The sequence below is a fragment of the Streptomyces sp. NBC_00249 genome, from assembly GCF_026342355.1.
Taxonomy (GTDB): domain Bacteria; phylum Actinomycetota; class Actinomycetes; order Streptomycetales; family Streptomycetaceae; genus Streptomyces.
In genome coordinates, this window is the sequence record NZ_JAPEMV010000001.1 from 1,815,585 (window position 1) to 1,832,066 (window position 16,482).

General features: G+C 75.5%; 7 protein-coding genes. All 7 read right to left on the reverse strand.

Annotated elements, in window-relative coordinates; genetic code table 11:
* The gene (locus tag OOK31_RS08035) at positions 1-6,522 is read right to left on the reverse strand and encodes a non-ribosomal peptide synthetase (protein ID WP_267011639.1); all 6,522 of its coding nucleotides are present in this window, start codon (positions 6,520-6,522) and stop codon (positions 1-3) included.
* A complete protein-coding gene (locus tag OOK31_RS08040; RefSeq protein ID WP_267011640.1) occupies positions 6,519-11,795 on the reverse strand; it encodes a non-ribosomal peptide synthetase in 5,277 nt (1,758 codons plus the stop codon). Before OOK31_RS08040 ends, OOK31_RS08035 begins: the two co-directional genes overlap by 4 nt.
* Positions 11,796-11,876: 81 nt before the next feature.
* A complete protein-coding gene (locus OOK31_RS08045; protein ID WP_267011641.1) occupies positions 11,877-12,104 on the reverse strand; it encodes an MbtH family NRPS accessory protein in 228 nt (75 codons plus the stop codon).
* Between the two features lie 151 nt (positions 12,105-12,255).
* Entirely contained in the window at positions 12,256-13,455 is a 1,200-nt protein-coding gene (locus tag OOK31_RS08050; protein ID WP_267011642.1) for an FAD-dependent monooxygenase, read from the reverse strand.
* Positions 13,452-14,927: a condensation domain-containing protein gene (locus OOK31_RS08055; RefSeq protein ID WP_267011643.1), complete on the reverse strand. Its 1,476-nt coding sequence runs from the start codon at positions 14,925-14,927 to the stop codon at positions 13,452-13,454. Before OOK31_RS08055 ends, OOK31_RS08050 begins: the two co-directional genes overlap by 4 nt.
* A complete protein-coding gene (locus OOK31_RS08060) occupies positions 14,924-15,646 on the reverse strand; it encodes a 2-hydroxychromene-2-carboxylate isomerase (RefSeq protein ID WP_267011644.1) in 723 nt (240 codons plus the stop codon). Before OOK31_RS08060 ends, OOK31_RS08055 begins: the two co-directional genes overlap by 4 nt.
* A gap of 45 nt (positions 15,647-15,691) precedes the next feature.
* The gene (gene fabG / locus OOK31_RS08065; protein ID WP_267011645.1) at positions 15,692-16,435 is read right to left on the reverse strand and encodes a 3-oxoacyl-[acyl-carrier-protein] reductase; all 744 of its coding nucleotides are present in this window, start codon (positions 16,433-16,435) and stop codon (positions 15,692-15,694) included.
* Positions 16,436-16,482: the final 47 nt, after the last annotated feature.

The following is a 16,482-nucleotide window of genomic DNA, read 5'->3' on the forward strand; positions in this document are numbered from 1 at the left end:
TCAGCCCTTCTCGGGGTGGTCTGCGCCGTCTTCGAGCGCGGCGGCGGTCTGCGCGACCGTGTGGTTGCGCAGCGCGGTGGCGAGGTCGAGGGTGAGCCCGTGCCTGCGGGCGGTGACGAGGAGCGGCGCCACCAGCAGCGAGTCGCCGCCGAGGTCGCGGAAGTCGTCGTGGACGCCGACCTGTTCGAGGCCGAGGACCTCGGCCCAGACCTCGGCGAGCACCTTCTCCAGGTCGGTGCGCGGCGCGGTGTACGGGAGCGGGGTCGCGGTGGCTTCGCGGGAGGCGAGGGCGGCCTTGTCGCGCTTGCCGTTCGCGGTGAGCGGGAGCCGGGCGACGACGGTGACGGCGGCGGGGATGGCGGCGGCGGGCAGGACCGCGCGGAGCCGGTCGCGCAGGGCCGGGACCTCGACGGACTGTCCGTCGGCGGGCACCACCCAGGCGGCGAGCCGCTTGCCCCCGTCGGCCGAGTCCACGGGCGTGACGAGTGCCTCGCGGACGGCGGGGTCGGCGGTGAGGGCCGCTTCGGCCTCGCCGGGTTCCACGCGGTGGCCGCGGACCTTGACCTGCTCGTCGGCGCGGCCGGTGAACTCCAGGACTCCCCCGGGCAGCATCCGGGCGAGGTCGCCGGTGCGGTAGATCCGGGTGCCGGGGAGGCCGTACGGGTCGGGCAGGAACGATTCAGCGGTGAGGGCGGGCGCTGCGGCGTAGCCGCGGGCCAGACCCTCGCCGCCGAGCCACAGCTCGCCGGTGATGCCGTCGGGCACCGGCCGGAGCCGGTCGTCGAGGATCCGCAGGAGCACCCCGGGCAGGTTGGAGCCGAGCGGGACGAGGGTGCGCCGGGTGTTGGGGCGGACGTGCCCGAAGGTGGCGGCGACGGTGGCCTCGGTGGGTCCGTACTCGGCGCCGAGCAGCATCCGGCCGCCGCCGGCCGCGATCCGGGCGGTGACCCGCTCGGCCTGCGCGGTCGGGTAGGCGTCGCCGGCGCAGACGGCGATCCCGGCGAGGCCGCCGAGCTCGGAGTCGCTCAGCTGGGCCTCCAGGAGCTGGAGGTGGCCGGGGGTGAGTCCGACGAAGGAGTACGGGGCCGCGGCCATCAGCAGCGGCCCGAACTCCTCCGGCTGCCAGGTCTGCGGCAGCAGGCGCACCGGCTGCCCCGTCAGGAGCGGCGCGTACAGGGCGGGCATGCCCAGGTCGAAGCCGGCCGAGGTGAACCAGGGTGCGCCGCCGGAGCCGGTCTCGGCGTAGGCCCGTACGGCCCAGTCGAGGTAGTGGGCGAGCGAGCGGTGGCTGATCTCGACGCCCTTGGGGGTGCCGGTGGAGCCGGAGGTGTGCAGGACGTAGGCGAGCCGGTCGGGGTCGAGGTCCAGGCCGAGCGGAGCCGCGTCGCCCTCCTGGGGGACGTCCTCGGCGAGCAGCACCCGCCCGGGGGCGGTGGCGGCGAACCGGTCGGCGTACGCGGCCCCGGTGAGCGCCAGGTCGAAGCCGAGGGCGGCGACGCGGGCGGCCGGGGTGCAGGGGTCGACGGGCAGCTGGGCCGCGCCGGCCTTCCACACGCCGAGCAGGGCGGCGACGAGCTCCGGGCCCCGGTCGAGGAGGACGGCGACCCGGGTCTCGGGGCCGGCGCCGAGGTCCCGCAGGCGCCGGGCGATCCGGTTGGCCCGCTGGTCCAGCTCCGCGTACGAGGTGCCGTCGGCCGGGGTGCCCGCGCCGGTCAGGGCGGTGGCCCAGGGGGTGCGGGCGGCCTGCGCCTCGAAGCCGGCGAGGGTGTCGACGGGCGTCTCGGGGTGCGGCAGGGCGGGGGCGGTGAGGCGGTAGTGCTCCTGGGTGGACGGGAAGGCGGTGCGGGCGTCGCCGTCGGCCCCGGTGCGGGCCATGTCGGCGAGGACGGCCTTGTAGAGGGAGGCGAGCCGCTCGGCGTTGGCCTTGGCCAGGGTCCGGGTGCGGGAGGCGATGGACAGGTGGCCGCGGACGGGGGTGCCGACGACGAGCGGGAACTCGTTGGGGCTGTCGTCGCGGCTGGCCATGATGTCGATGAGCTCCACGTCCACCTGGTGGAAGTCCAGGTAGTGGAAGAGCACGTCGATCAGGTGGCTCTCGCCGCCGGCCGCGCGCATGGCGGGCATCGGGTAGCGGCGGTGCGGCCAGAGCTCGACCTCGCGGGCGAACACCTCCTGGGCGAGTGCGCCCCAGGTCGCGGCGCCCTTGCGGTACGGGAAGGGCACGGAGTTGAGGTACATGCCGGAGACCCGCTCGGCTCCCGCCTCCTCGGGGCGGGCGTCGGCGACCATGCCGCCGCGGAAGGCGCCGGACCGGGTCAGCATCGACAGGACCTTGCTGTGCGCCGCGTGCAGGACGCTCTTGTACGGGACCTCGGCGGCGGAGGCCAGCGCGCGCAGGCCCGGCTCCAGCTCGCCCAGCTCGATGTCCATCCGGTAGCGCTCGTCGGGGCCGTCGTGGTCGCCCGCCCAGCCCGTGGGGATGGTGAACTTCTCGTGGCCGTCGACCAGTTCGCGCCAGAAGTCGCGGTCCTCCGCGGACTCCAGGGAGCGCAGCTCGCCGGCGATGAAGTCGGCGTAGCGCACGGCCGGGACGGGCGGGGCCGGCTCCGGCTCGCCGCCGGTGCGGATCGCGCGGTAGGCGCGGAGCAGCTCCATCAGCTGGGAGTGGTAGCTCCAGCCCTCGATGACGGGGTGGCACTCGGTGATGGACAGCCACCAGCTCTCGTCGTCGACGAGGTGGACGGCCATCCGCATGAGCGGGGCGGCGGCGAGGTCGAAGAGGTCCTCGCGGTCGCGGTCCGCGAAGGACCACAGGGCGGACTCGCGGTCCTCGCGCGGCAGGTGGCGCAGGTCCTCGAAGAGGCAGGGCATCGACACGGTCCCGACGGCGTGCACCAGCTGGAGGGGCTCGCTGAAGCCGGAGAGGGCGAAGGAGGTCCGCATGACCTCGTGGCGCTCGACGATCAGGTCGGCCGCGCGCTGGAACACCTCGGGGTCGAAGGGGAGTTCGTCGCGGATCCGGAAGGAGGTGATGTTGTGGTAGCGGTTCTCGCCGCTGCGGCCGTGCATCTCGACGAGCATGCCCGCCTGGATCCGGGAGACCGGGTAGGCGTCGGTGACGTCCTGCGGGAGGGTGGTGCGGTCCTCGTCGCAGATCAGGGCGAAGGGTGCGACGGGGCCGTCGGCGCGTTCGGCGGAGCCGTCGCCGGCCTGGTCGCCGAGGGCCTCGCGGAGCCGGGCCACGGTGCGGTGCTCGAACACGTCGCGGACGCTGGTCTCCCAGCCCGCCTCGCGCAGGGCGCCGACGAGGGTGACGGCGCGGATGGAGTCCCCGCCGAGGTCGAAGTAGTTGTCGTGGACGCCGACGGTGTCCAGGCCGAGGACCTGGGCCCAGACCGCCGCGATGGAGGCCTCCGCGGCGTCGCGCGCCTCGACGTGCTCGCCGACGGTGGTGGCCTCGCGGCCGGGGGCGGGCAGGGCGCGCCGGTCCAGCTTGCCGTTGGCGGTGAGCGGGAGGGCGTCCAGGGCGAGGTAGGCGGAGGGGACCATGTAGGCGGGCAGGGCCTCGCCGAGCGCGTCGCGCAGGGCGGCCGGGGCGAGTTCCGCCTCGGGGGCGCCGGGCGCGGGGACCACGTAGGCGACGAGCTGCTTGTCGCCGGGGCTGTCCTCGCGGACCAGGGCGACGGCCTCGGCGACGGCGGGCAGGGCCGTCAGCGCGGTCTCGATCTCGCCGAGCTCGATGCGGTAGCCGCGCAGTTTGACCTGGTGGTCGATGCGGGCGACGAAGTCGAGGTTGCCGTCGGGCAGCACCCGGGCGAGGTCGCCGGTGCGGTAGATGCGGGCGCCGGGGGCGCCGTACGGGTCGGGCAGGAAGCGTTCGGCGGTCAGGTCGGGGCGGCCGGCGTAGCCGCGGGCCAGGCTGAGGCCGCCGATCCACACCTCGCCGGGGACGCCCAGCGGCAGCGGGCGCAGGCGTTCGTCGAGGACGTACATGGTGGTGTGGGGGATGGCGCGGCCGATGGAGACGAGCTCGGTGGTGACCGGGCCGTGGGCGGCGCCGTCCTCGGCCAGGAAGTAGGCGGAGTTGCCGACGGTGATCTCGGTGGGGCCGTACTCGGCGGCCAGCCGGGTGCCGCCGGGGCCCGCGGCGGCGGCCCAGCGCTCGGCGAGCCGGTGGGTGAAGGAGTCGCCGGCGGCGATGACCAGGCCGGCCAGGTCGCGTATCTGCTCGTCGGTGAGCTGCTGGGACAGCAGGTCGAGGTGGCCGGGGGTGAGCTTGATGAAGGCGTACGGTCCGCCCTCGGCCAGCAGCGCGCCGAGGTCGGCGGTGTCGAAGTCCTGCGGCAGGAGGTGGACGTTCTGCCCGGTCATCAGCGGCGCGTACAGGTCGGGGACGCCGAGGTCGAAGGCGACCGAGGAGAACAGCGGGGCGCCGCCGGTGCCGGCGGTGGCGTAGGCGCCGGCCGTCCAGGTGAGGTAGTTGGCCAGTCCGCGGTGGCCGATGAGGACGCCCTTGGGCTTGCCGGTGGAGCCGGAGGTGTAGATGACGTAGGCGAGCTGGTCGAGGTCGTAGGAGGTGGGCAGTTCGGCCCGGGCGGTGGCCAGTGCGGTCCGCTCGGCCGGGTCGTCGACGACGACCAGTTCGGCGGAGTCGAAGCGGTCGGCGTGCCGGGACTGGGTGACGACGAGGCGGGTGCCGGTGTCGGCGAGCATGAAGGCGATGCGCTCGTCGGGGTAGCCCGGGTCGATCGGTACGTAGGCGGCCGCGGCGCGCCAGATCCCGAGGAGGGCGGCGACGAGGTCGGGGCCGCGGTCCAGGAGGACGCCGACGGTGTCGTCGGGGCGGACCCCGAGGGTGAGCAGCCGGCGGGCGAACCGGTCGGCGCGGGCGTCGAGTTCGGCGTACGTGAGCTCGCCGCCGGCGTGCCGGACGGCGACCGCGCCGGGGTGGGCGGCGATCTGCTCGGCGATGGTCTCGAAGACGGGCCGCAGGGCGGCGGCGTCCACGGGGGCGCCGACCGGTTCGGCGGGGCCGTCGAGCAGCAGGGAGCGTTCGGCGGCGCCGATGAACTCCAGCGTGGACAGGGGGGCGCCGGGCCGCTCGGCGACGGCCGCGAGCAGGGCGGCGTAGTGGGCGGTGAACCGTTCGGCGGTGGCGGCCTCGAAGAGGTCGGTGGCGTACTCCAGGGCGCCGTGCAGGGAGCCGTCGGCGCGCTCGGACAGGTGCATGGTGAGGTCGAAGCGGGCGATGCGGCCGCTGGCGCCGACCGGGGTGACCTGGAGTCCGGGCAGGTCGGGGCTGTCGGAGCCCTGGCCGGAGGCCAGGTCGAACATCACCTGGAAGAGCGGGGTGGTGGACAGGTCGCGCTGGGGTTCCAGCTCGTCGGCGATCTTGTCGAAGGGGGTGTCCTGGTGGTCGAAGGCGTCCAGGACGGTGGTGCGGTTGCCGGCGAGCAGCTCCCGGAAGGCCGGGTCGCCCTGCCAGCGGCCGCGCAGCACGAGGCTGTTGTAGGCGTAGCCGGCCATCTGCTGGAGCTCGGGGCGGGTGCGGCCGGAGACGGCGGTGCCGACGCAGACGTCCTGCTTGCCGGTCCAGCGGCCCAGCAGCGCCTGGTAGGCGCTGAGCAGGACCATGAAGAGGGTCGCGCCCTCCTGTTCGGCGAGGGTCCGCAGCCGCTGGGCGTCGGCGGCCGGTACGTCGAACTCGGCGACGGCTCCGTCCCAGCCCCGCACGGACGGCCGGGGCCGGTCGGTGGGCAGGCCGAGCGGCTCGGCGGCGGCGAGCTGTCCGCGCCACCAGTCGAGGGCGGCCTCGGCGGCGGGGCCGGACTGGCGGGCGTTGAGCCAGGCCGCGTAGTCGGCGTACTGGACGGGCGGTTCGGGCAGGACGCCGTCCAGCGGGCCGGTGATCGCGCCGGCGGCCCGGTAGCAGGCGGCCAGGTCGGCGAGGATCAGCGGCCGGGTCAGGGCGTCGCAGGCGATGTGGTGCATGACGACGACCAGGACGTGGTCGTCGGCGGCCAGGCGCAGCAGGCGGACCCGCAGCGGGGCCTCGGTGGCCAGGTCGAACACCTCGGTGGCGCGGGCCTGGGCGAAGGCGGCCGCGGCGGCGTCCCGGTTGGCCTCGGCGACCCCGGTGACCTCGCTGACGGCGTAGTCGACCGGGCCGGCCGGGTCGACGACCTGGCGGGGCTCGGCGCCGTCGATGAGGTAGCGGGTGCGCAGGATCTCGTGGCGGGCGGCCAGGGCGTCGAAGGAGCGGCGCAGGGCGCTCTCGTCGAGGGTGCCGCGCAGCCGGTGGGCGAGCGGCAGCAGGTACTCGGGGCTGTCCGGGTCGAGCTGGTGGAGGAACCACAGCTGGCGCTGGCCGGCGGACAGCGCCAGCGGCGCCTGCCGGTCGGCGCGCGGGATCCCGGTACGGGCCGGGCCGCGGCCGGCGGTGCGGCCCGCGCGTCCGGCGAGCCGTCTGCGCAGCAGTTCCGCCCGCAGCTCTTCCTGCGTGGGTGCGGTGGGTGCGGTCACGGCTGGTACTCCCTGTGGGCGATGGCGAGTTCGGCGTGGTCGAGGGTTTCGATCTCGAGGCGCACGGCCTCTTCGACGGCCGCGGCGAGGCCGGCGACGGTGGGGTGTTCGAAGACGGCGCGCAGCGGCATCTCCACGTCGAACTCCTCGTGGAGGCGGGCGATGACGCGGGCGGCGAGGACGGAGTTGCCGCCGATCCGGAAGAAGCCCTGGCGGGCGCCGATCCGGCGGGTGGTGCCGCTGTCCCCGGAGAGGACCTCGGCCCAGATCTCGGCGACGATCTCCTCGACCGGCCCCTCGGGGGCGGTGTAGGGCTCGTCGGCGAGGGCGGCGGCGAGGTCGGGCGCGGGCAGCGCCTTGACGTCGACCTTGTTGTGGCGGGTGAGGGGGATCTCCGCGACCGGCATCAGCAGCGCGGGGACCATGTAGTCCGGCAGGCGGCGGGCGCAGTGGTCCAGGAGTTCCCCGTCGCCGGGCGGGGTGTCGCCGCGCGGCACCCAGTAGCCGATGAGCGCGGCGGTGGAGCCGGTGCCGTGGACGACGACGGCGCACTGGGCGACGCCCGGGTGCTCGGCGAGGACGCCCTGCACCTCCCCGGTCTCCACGCGGCGGCCGCGGATCTTGGCCTGGCCGTCGGCGCGGCCGGCGAACTCCAGGGTGCCGTCGGGCAGCATCCGGGCGCGGTCGCCGGTGCGGTAGAGGCGGGCGCCGGGGGCGCCGTACGGGTCGGGGACGAACGCGGCGGCGGTGAGGTCGGGGCGGCCGTGGTAGCCGCGGGCCAGGCCGGCGCCGCCGATGCAGAGCTCGCCGGTGGTGCCGTACGGGACGGGCTCCAGGTACTCGTCGAGGACGCGGGCGGTGACGTGCGGGTAGGCGCGGCCGACGGGCACCGAGGGGGCGTTGTCGTCGGCGTCCCAGCGGGTCGCGGCGATGGTGGTCTCGGTGAGCCCGTACTCGTTGACGAACCGCAGGAGGCGGCGGGACAGTTCCCGGGCCAGGGCGGGCGGGCAGGGCTCGCCGCCGGTCTGGCCGACGAGGGGGCGCCGGCCGAGGCCCGCGTCGATCAGCATCTGCCAGTGCGGCGGGGCGACCTGGAGGTGGCTGACGCCGTGCTCCTCGATGAGCCGCAGCTGCGCGGCGTGGTCGGTGAGATCGGCTTCCTGGGCCAGGACCACCCGGCCTCCGGCGACGAGCGGCATCAGCAGCTCGGTGCAGGAGATGTCGAAGGTGGGCTGGGCCAGGGCCAGCCAGGCGTCGTCGGGGCCCTGGCCGAAGTCCAGGTGGGCCTGCGAGGCGCGGAGCATGGCGAGCAGGGTGCGGTGCTCGACGCCGACGCCCTTGGGGCGGCCGGTGGAGCCGGAGGTGTACATGATGTAGGCGAGCCGGGCGGCGGCCTGGCCCTCGGCCGTTCCCCCGGCCGGGCGTGCGGCGTCGGACCAGGAGGCGATCCCGTCGGCGGCCAGCGCCGGGTCGCTGCACGAGGCCAGGGCGGCGGCCCCCGCGGCGGCGGCGAAGGACGCGCTGGGGGCCCAGGAGGCGAGCCCGATGCCGGGGCGGTCGGCGGCGTGCACCGCGGTGGGCTCCGGCGTCGGGCCGCGGGAGCCGTCCTGCGGACCGGCCGAATGCAGGGCCGCGAGACGCTCGTCGGTGTCGACGGCGAGCCAGGGCCCGTCGTGGTGGCCGCGCAGCCGGGCGGCGCCGGCCAGGTCGGAGACGAGCAGCCGGGCACCGGCGTCGTCCAGGACGTAGCCGAGCCGGTCGTTGGGGGCGGCGACGTCGAGCGGCACGTAGGCGGCGCCGGTCTTCCACACGCCGAGGTAGGTGGCGATCAGGTCCGGGGTGCGGCCGAGCATGACGGCGACGGTGGTCTCGGGGCCGGCGCCCAGCTCCCGCATCCGCCGCGCGAGGGCCTCGGCGCGGTGCTCGAGGCGGGCGTAGGTCCACTTCTCGTCCCCGCAGACGACGGCGATCTCGTCCGGGGAGGTGCGGGCGACGCCCTCGACGACCGCGTGGACGAAGTCGTCGGCCGCGCGGGCCGCGCCGGGCTCGGGGGCCCCGGGGCCGAGCGCGAGGATCTCGCGGCGCAGGGCGGCGGGCAGCAGGGCGGCTCGGTCGAGGCGGGTCCGCGGGTCGGCGGTGAGGGAGTCCAGCAGCTGTACCCAGGCGGCCGCGAACCGTTCGACGGTGGCCGGGTCGAAGAGGGAGGTGGCGTACTCGACGAGGCCGAGCAGGGAGCCGTCGCCCTGGCGCTGGAGCACGAACGTGAGGTCGGTGCGGGCGCTGCGCCAGGCGCCCCGGAAGGCCTCGATGTCGCCCTCGGCGGTGGCGGTGCCGGTCCGGCCCTCCTCGTGCAGGTCGAACATGACCTGGTAGAGGGGGGTGCGGCCGGGGTCGCGGACGTCGTCGAGCTCGGCGACGAGGCGGTCGAAGGGCAGGTCCTGGTGGGCGAAGGCGCTGCGGGCGGTGTCGCGGACCCGCAGGAGCGCCTCCTCGAAGGTGGCGTCGGCCGGGGCGTCGCAGCGCATCACGAGGGTGTTCAGGAAGAAGCCGACGACCTCGGCGACCTCCGGCCGCTCGCGCCCGGCGACGGGCACGCCGACCGGCACGTCCCACTGGCCGGTGAGCCGGGCCACGAGGGTCCCGAACACGGTCAGCAGGGTCTGCTGGAGGGTCGCGCCGTGGCCGCGCCCGAGAGCGGCGGCGCGGTCGGCGAGTGCGGCGGGGACGGTGAAGACGTGGGCGGCGCCGATCCCGTCGCGGACGGCCGGACGGGGCCGGTCCGCGGGCAGGTCGAGGGGCAGGATGCCCTCCAGGGCCCGCTTCCAGTGCTCCGTCCCCTCGGTCGCGGCGCTGCCGGCCAGCCGGCGCCGCTGGTGGGCGGCGTGGTCGGCGTACTGGACCGGCAGGGCGGGGAGTTCGGCGCGCGTTCCGTGGTGCGCGGCCTCGGCGAGGGCCAGCAGGTCGCGTTCCAGGACCACCGAGGACCAGCCGTCGCAGGCGATGTGGTGGATGGACAGCACCAGGTGCAGGGAGTCGGTGCCGCGGACGGTCAGGGCGCGCCAGACCGGGCCGTTCTCCAGGTCGAAGGGGCGGCTGAACTCGTCCTCGACGAGGGCGTTCCTGGCCGCGGCGGTCTCCGTGCGGGTCGTACGGAGCTCGACGCTCGGGAGGGGGTCGGCGATCTGGACGGGCTCGGCGCCGCGCAGGACGTAGCGGGTGCGCAGGATCTCGTGGCGCTCGGCGAGCTGCTCCAGGGCCTGCGCGACGGTGGCGTCGGTGTAGGCGTGGGGCAGGGTGATGAAGACGGGCGCGTTCCACTCGGCGCTGCCGGGGCGCATCCGGTCCATCAGCCACAGGCCCTGCTGGCCGGGCGAGAGCGGCAGGCCCTCGGCGGTGCGCGGTACGGGGCGGACGGTGTCGTCGTCGTCGGCGGCGGCCTGTGCGGTGGCCGCGCCGTCGGTCCCGTCCAGGGCGGGTGCGCCGGCGAGCAGCGCGGCCTGGGCCTCGACGGTGGTGGCGGTGAACAGGGCGCGCAGCGGGACGGTGGCTCCGGAGGCGGCGGACAGGGCCTGGGCGAGCTGGCTGAGCAGCAGGGAGGCCCCGCCGAGCTGGAAGAAGTCGTTGGTGGCGCCGATCCGGGCGGCGGGGATGCCCAGGAGGGCGGCCCACTGCTCGGCGACGACCCGCTCGGCGGCGGTGCGGACGGGGACGTGGGCGCTCTCGGCCTCGGCCGCCGCGGTGGCGGGCTCGGGCAGCGCGGAGCGGTCGATCTTGCCGTTGGCGGTGAGCGGGAACTCGGCGACGGGCACGTACAGGGACGGGATCAGCGGGTCGGGCAGGGAGCGGCGCAGGAAGGTGCGCAGTTCCTCGGGCCGCAGCTGCTCGCCGCGGGACTGCACCCAGGCGACGAGGCGGTGGCCGCCGGAGCCGTCGGGCACGGCGGCGGCGACGGCGGCGCGCACCCAGGGGTGGGCGGCGAGGGCGGACTCGACCTCGCCGGTCTCGATGCGGACGCCGTTGACCTTGACCTGGTGGTCGAGGCGGCCGAGGTACTCCAGGGTGCCGTCGGCCTGCCAGCGGACGCGGTCTCCGGTGCGGTAGAGGCGCTCGCCGGGGACCCCGTACGGGTCGGGCACGAAGCGTTCGGCGGTCTGGTCGGGGCGGCCCTGGTAGCCGAGGGCCAGGCCGATGCCGCCGGCGTACAGCTCGCCGGGGACGCCGACGGGGACGGGCCGGCCGGCCGGGTCGAGGACGAGGGCGCGCATGTGGGCGATGGGGCGGCCGATGGGGACGGCGCCGGTCTCCTGGGCCGGGTCCCAGCGGTGTTCGGTGATGTCGACGGAGGCCTCGGTGGGGCCGTACGTGTTCCAGATCTCGGCGCGGGGGGCCAGTTCGGCGAGGGCGCGGCACAGCTCGGCGTGCAGGGGCTCGCCCGCGCTGAAGATCAGCCGGAGGGCTTCGGCGCTCTCCCAGCCGGACTGTTCGACCAGGCGCCGGTAGACGGAGGGGACGCCCTGCAGGACGGTGACCCCGTGCTGGGCGACGGCGCGCAGCAGCGCGGCCGGGTCGCGTTCGGCGTCCTGGGGGGCGACGGCCACCGCTCCGCCGCTGATCAGCGGGGAGAAGAGTTCGAGGCCGGCGGCGTCGAAGCCGACGGTGGTCTTGAGCAGGAAGCGGTCGGCGGGGCCCAGCTTGTGACGGTGGGCCAGCCAGCGGACGCGGTTGGCGATGCCGCCGTGCGGGACGAGGACGCCCTTGGGGCGGCCGGTGGAGCCGGAGGTGTGCAGGATGTACGCGGCCCGGGCCGGGTCGGGTGCCAGCGGGAGGAGGGCGGCCAGTTCGGCGGGGACCTCCTGCGGGGCGTCGGCGACGTCCAGGACGGTGATCCCGGCGGGCAGCCGGGAGGCGGTGCCCTGCCCGGCGAGGACGACGGCCGCGCCGGAGTCCTCCAGGACGAGGGCGAGGCGGGCCTCGGGGTAGGTGGGGTCGAGCGGGACGTAGGCCCCGCCGGCGAACCAGACGCCCAGCAGTGCGGCGATCAGCTCGGGGCCGCGGGGCAGGCAGACGCCGACGAAGTCCCCGGGCGCCACTCCGCCGGCGCGCAGGGCGGCGGCGTAGCGGGCGGCGTGGTGTTCGAGGGTGGCGTAGGTCCAGGCGGTTCCGTCGGCGCCCAGGACGGCGGGGGCTTCGGGCGTGCGGGAGGCCTGCGCCCTGAACAGGGTGGGCAGCAGCAGACGGCCGGGGGCGGATCCCGACTGCGTACGGTCGTTCACGTTCTCTCCTTCATCGGGATCGGGGGGGCGTCGGCCGCTTCCCGGGGCCTGGTGGCCCGGGTGGCTCGAGCGTCCGGGTGGTCAGGCCGCGGAGCCGGCGGACATCCGGCGGCGCAGGCTGGCGGGGCGCAGGTCGGTCCACAGTTCGGTGATCTTGGCGAGGCATTCCTCGCGGGTGCCCTCGGTGCCCTCGGCCCGCCAGCCGGCGGGCAGGTCGCGGTCGGCCCACCAGATCGAGTACTGCTCCTCGTCGTTGAGGACGACGCGGTAGACGGTCTCCGACTGGGTCTCGTTCTGCTGTTCGCTCATCGCTGTTCCCTTCGCGTGGTCAGGTGTCGCCCATCCTTGAAGAGGGCGCTATCGATGCCCTATCGAGCGCATATATGTGGTGGAACGCAGGACGGCCCCCGGCGCCGGATGGCGTCGGGGGCCGTACGTGGCCGCGGTGCGCGGCGGGTGGTCAGGCGGCGGCTGCCGCCGCCCGGGCGGGGGCGGGGAGGTCCTGGTCCAGGGCGGCCTCCACGTCGTGGTCGAGGATCCAGGCGACGTCCGCGGCGGCGTCGTTGACGCCTCCGGGGCGGCCGCCCTGCTGCGGGGCGGGCCGGCCGCCGGTGCGGGAGCCGAGCTGTACGCGGGTGGTGTGCGGGCGGCGCAGGGCCTCGTAGCGTTCCAGCGCGGCCGCGACGCCCTCGGCGTCCTCGGTGGCCCGCGCGAGGCAGACCGCGAGGGCGACCGCGTCCTCGACGGCCTGGTTGGCGCCCTGGCCGTGGTGCGGCAGCATCGGGTGGGCCGCGTCGCCGAGCAGGGTCACGCGGGGCGTGCTCCAGCGCTCCAGCGGCGCCCGGTCGTACAGGGCCCAGCGGCGTACCTCGCCGGCCGCCCCGACCAGGTCGCGGACCTGCGGGGCCCAGCCCTCGAGGACGGCGTCGAGGTCGGCGGGGTCGGTGGCGCTGGTCCAGGACTCGGCGTCGCCCTCGGGGGCGGGGGTGACGACCACGTACGTGAACTGCCTGCCGCCGCTGACCGGGTAGCACAGCACCCGGGCCGCGGGGCCCGCGAACATGTACATGCGGCCCGGGTCCAGTGCGGGGACGTCCGCCGCGTCCACCAGCCCGCGCAGCGCGCTGTTGCCGGAGTACACGGGGGCGTCCTCGCCGGCCACCGCGCGGCGCACCGCGGAGTGCACGCCGTCGGCCCCGACGAGGACGTCGGCGCGGGCGGTGGTGCCGTCGGCGAACTCCAGCAGCACCCCGTCGGCGTCCTCCGCGTACCGCAGGAGCTCCTTGCCGGTGTGCACCCGCTCGGCGGGGACGGTTCCGGCGAGCATCCGGTGCAGGTCGCCGCGGTGGACGGTGAGGTAGGGGGCGCGGAACCGCCGCTCCCAGGCCTCGCCCATCTCCTGTACGGCGACCTGGGCGCCGTTGTGGAAGGCGCGGACCTCCAGCGCCTCGGGGCGGACCGCCAGTTCGGCCAGGCGCGGGCCGAGGCCGAGGCGTTCCAGCAGCCGGGTGCCGTTCGGCCCCAGGTGCATGCCGACGCCCTGCTCGCGCAGGGCCTCGCCGCGCTCGTACACCTCGACGTCCAGGCCCCGGGCGTACAGGGCGGCCGCGGCGGTCAGTCCGCCGAGCCCCGCGCCGATCACGGCCACTTTGAGGCTCACCGGTACTCCCAGGCGTTCTCGAAGGACTCGAACTCGTCGGCGCCGCCGCCGGAGGAGTCGAAGGATTCGAAGCCGGCGGCCGAGCCGGAGCCCAGGGCCAGCAGGGCCTCCAGGTCGCCGGCGCCGGCCAGCTCCACGTCCGCGACGGCGGTGTCGGGTGCGGCGACCGCGGCCGCCAGCATCCGCTCGTAGCCGTCCGCGAAGCGGGCGACGGTCTCCCGGTCGAGCACGTCGGTGTCGTAGGAGAAGACGGCCGTGACCCCGTCGGGGGTCTGCTCGATGCGCAGCAGCAGGTCCAGCTGGCCCTCCTGCTGCGGGACGTCGATCAGGGCGATGTCCAGCCCGGCGTACGGGACGGACGGGCCTTCGCAGGCGCCGGGCGGCACGTTGGGGACGGGCGGTTCCATGCGGTCCATCTGGACCAGGAACAGCGCGGTACGGAAGACCGTGGCGCGGGGGAAGGCCAGGGCGCAGGGGTAGCGGACGTTGACCATGCCGCCCATCACCCGCTGCCCGGCCTGCGCGGCCGCGCTGCGGAAGGTGGACTGCGCGGTGAAGTCGGCGCGGACCGGCATGGTGTTGAGGAAGCAGCCGATGACGTCGCGCTGTGCCCGGCCCATCCGGCTGGTGGCGGGGACGCCGAGGACGAAGGCGTCCTGGCCGGTCCAGCGGTGGGTGAGGGCCTGGAAGACGGCGAGCAGGTAGGCGAAGGGGGTGACCCCGGCCGTCGCGGCGGCCGCGCCGAGACCGTCCGCGGTGTCCCGCGGGAGCTGTCGTACGACGGTTCCGCCCTGGTAGGAGCGCAGGGCGGGGCGGGGGCGGTCCAGGGGCAGTTCGGCGGCGGGGGCCTCGGCCACCGACTCCTTCCACAGGGCGGCCGCGCGCGCTCCCGCGTCGGAGGCGGTGTAGCGCAGCTCTTCGGCCGTGTGGTCGGCGTAGGAGCCGGGGATCGGCCGCCAGCGCGGTTCCTCGCCGGCCGCGAGGCCTTCGTAGGCGTCGAGGACGTCGCGCACCAGCAGCCAGCGGGAGGTGAAGTCGCTGACGATGTGGTGGGCGGAGGTGACCAGGACCCAGTCCTCGTCGGTGCGGCGCAGCAGCACCACGCGGAAGGCCCCGGACTCCAGGCGGAAGGGGCGGGCCCCGGCTTCTTCGGCGGCCCGGTGCAAGGTGGCCTCGTCGACGCCGTCGAGGTCGCGGAACTCCAGGCGGACCAGGGGCTCTTCGCTGACGGTGCGCTGGACTCCGGCGGCGCTCTCGGTGAAGACGGAGCGCAGCAGTTCCTGGCGGACGCCGACGGCGGTGACGGCGGCGTCCATCGCGGCGGGGTCGACGCGGCCGCGCAGCCGCAGCGGCATGACGATGTTGTAGGCGGAGGCCTCGGGAGAGACCTGGTAGGCCGTCCACATGGACTGCTGGATCGCGGTCAGCGGCAGGGCCCGCGCCGTGGAGGGCGCTTCGGTCGGGGCGCTCATCCGCAGCCTCCCGCGTGGCTCATGTCCGTGGTGCGTCCGGCGCCGACCACCGCGAGCTCCGCCTCGGCGGGCTGTGCGGCGGCGGGGGCGGCGGGGGCCGCGTCCTGGAAGGAGGCGGCGAAGTCGGCCACCCGGTCCAGGCCCCAGTAGGGCTCGCTGCCGTTGACGAAGTAGGGGACGCCGAAGACCCCGTCGCGGTGGAGGTCCATCAGGGCGGCGGTGGCGCGCTCGCGCAGGGCGGCGTCCTGGGGGGCGGCGGCCACGGCGTCGGCGTCCAGGCCGATCTCCACGGCCAGTTCGACGATCGTCGCCGGGTCGCAGATGTCGCGGCCCTCCAGCCAGCGGGCGCGGCCGGCGCGGGCCACCCATTCACGGCCGAGGCCCGCGTCGACGGCGAGGAACCAGGTCAGGTGGGCGGGCTCCCACCACGGCGCGCGGTCGGCGGGCCAGGTGAGGGCGAGGCCGCGCTCGGCGGCGAGGCGGCGTACGTCGCGCAGGATGTAGAACTGCTTGGCGCGGGTCATCGGGGTGTACGGGAACTGCCCGCCGGCCGCGTCGAGGAGCTCGGCGCTCTTCTCGTCGGGCTCCCAGAAGGGGCGCCACTCGACGCGGTCGAGCAGCTCGGGGTGCTGCTTCTCCAGGTCGTGCAGGGCGAAGAAGTTGTAGGGGCTGCGCAGGTTGAAGTAGAACCGGGGCGGTTTGGCGGCACGGCCGGCCATGTCGAACTCCTCTGTGAATCAGGCTGGTCGGACTGGTCGGGCCGGTCAGACGACCAGACCGCCGTCGATGTGGAAGACCTGTCCGGTGATGTAGGAAGCGCGGTCGGAGGCGAGGAAGGACACCAGCTCGGCGACCTCGTGCGCCTCTCCGAAGCGGCCCAGCGGGATCCGCGCCGTCATCTCCTGGGCGTGCTTCTCGGACAGGCCGCCGACCATGTCGGTGGCGATGAAACCGGGGGCCACGGCGTTGGCGCGCAGTCCGCTGCGGCCGGACTCCTTGGCGAGGGCCTTGGTGAAGCCGATGATCCCGGCCTTGGTCGCGGCGTAGTTGCTCTGGGTGGCGTTGCCGGCGGCGGCGACCGAGGAGAGGGTGATGATGGTGCCGCGGCGGCGCTTCATCATGGGGAAGGCCAGTGCCTTGGCGAAGTTGTACGTGCCGTCGAGGTTGGTGCGGATCACCGCGTCCCAGTCCTCGTCCTTCATCATCGCCAGGTGGCTGTCGCGGACGATGCCCGCGGCGGTGACCAGCACCTCCACCGGGCCCAGCTCCGCTTCGGCCTCCGCGGTGAAGGCCCGGACCTGCTCGCGGTCGGTGACGTCCACCCGGCGGGCCAGCACCCGCGCCCCCAGCTCCTGCGCGGACTTCGCGGCGAGCTGGGCGGCCTCCTCGTTGGACTGGTAGCAGAAGGCCACGTCGTGGCCGTCGCGTGCCAGGGTCTCCACCACGGCCCGGCCGATGCCGCGGGAGCCGCCGGTGACGAGGGCTACCGGCCTCGGTGTCTCGGACATGGATAGATGCCTCTCTCTTCGGGACGCGGGTGCGCGTGGGGGTGGGG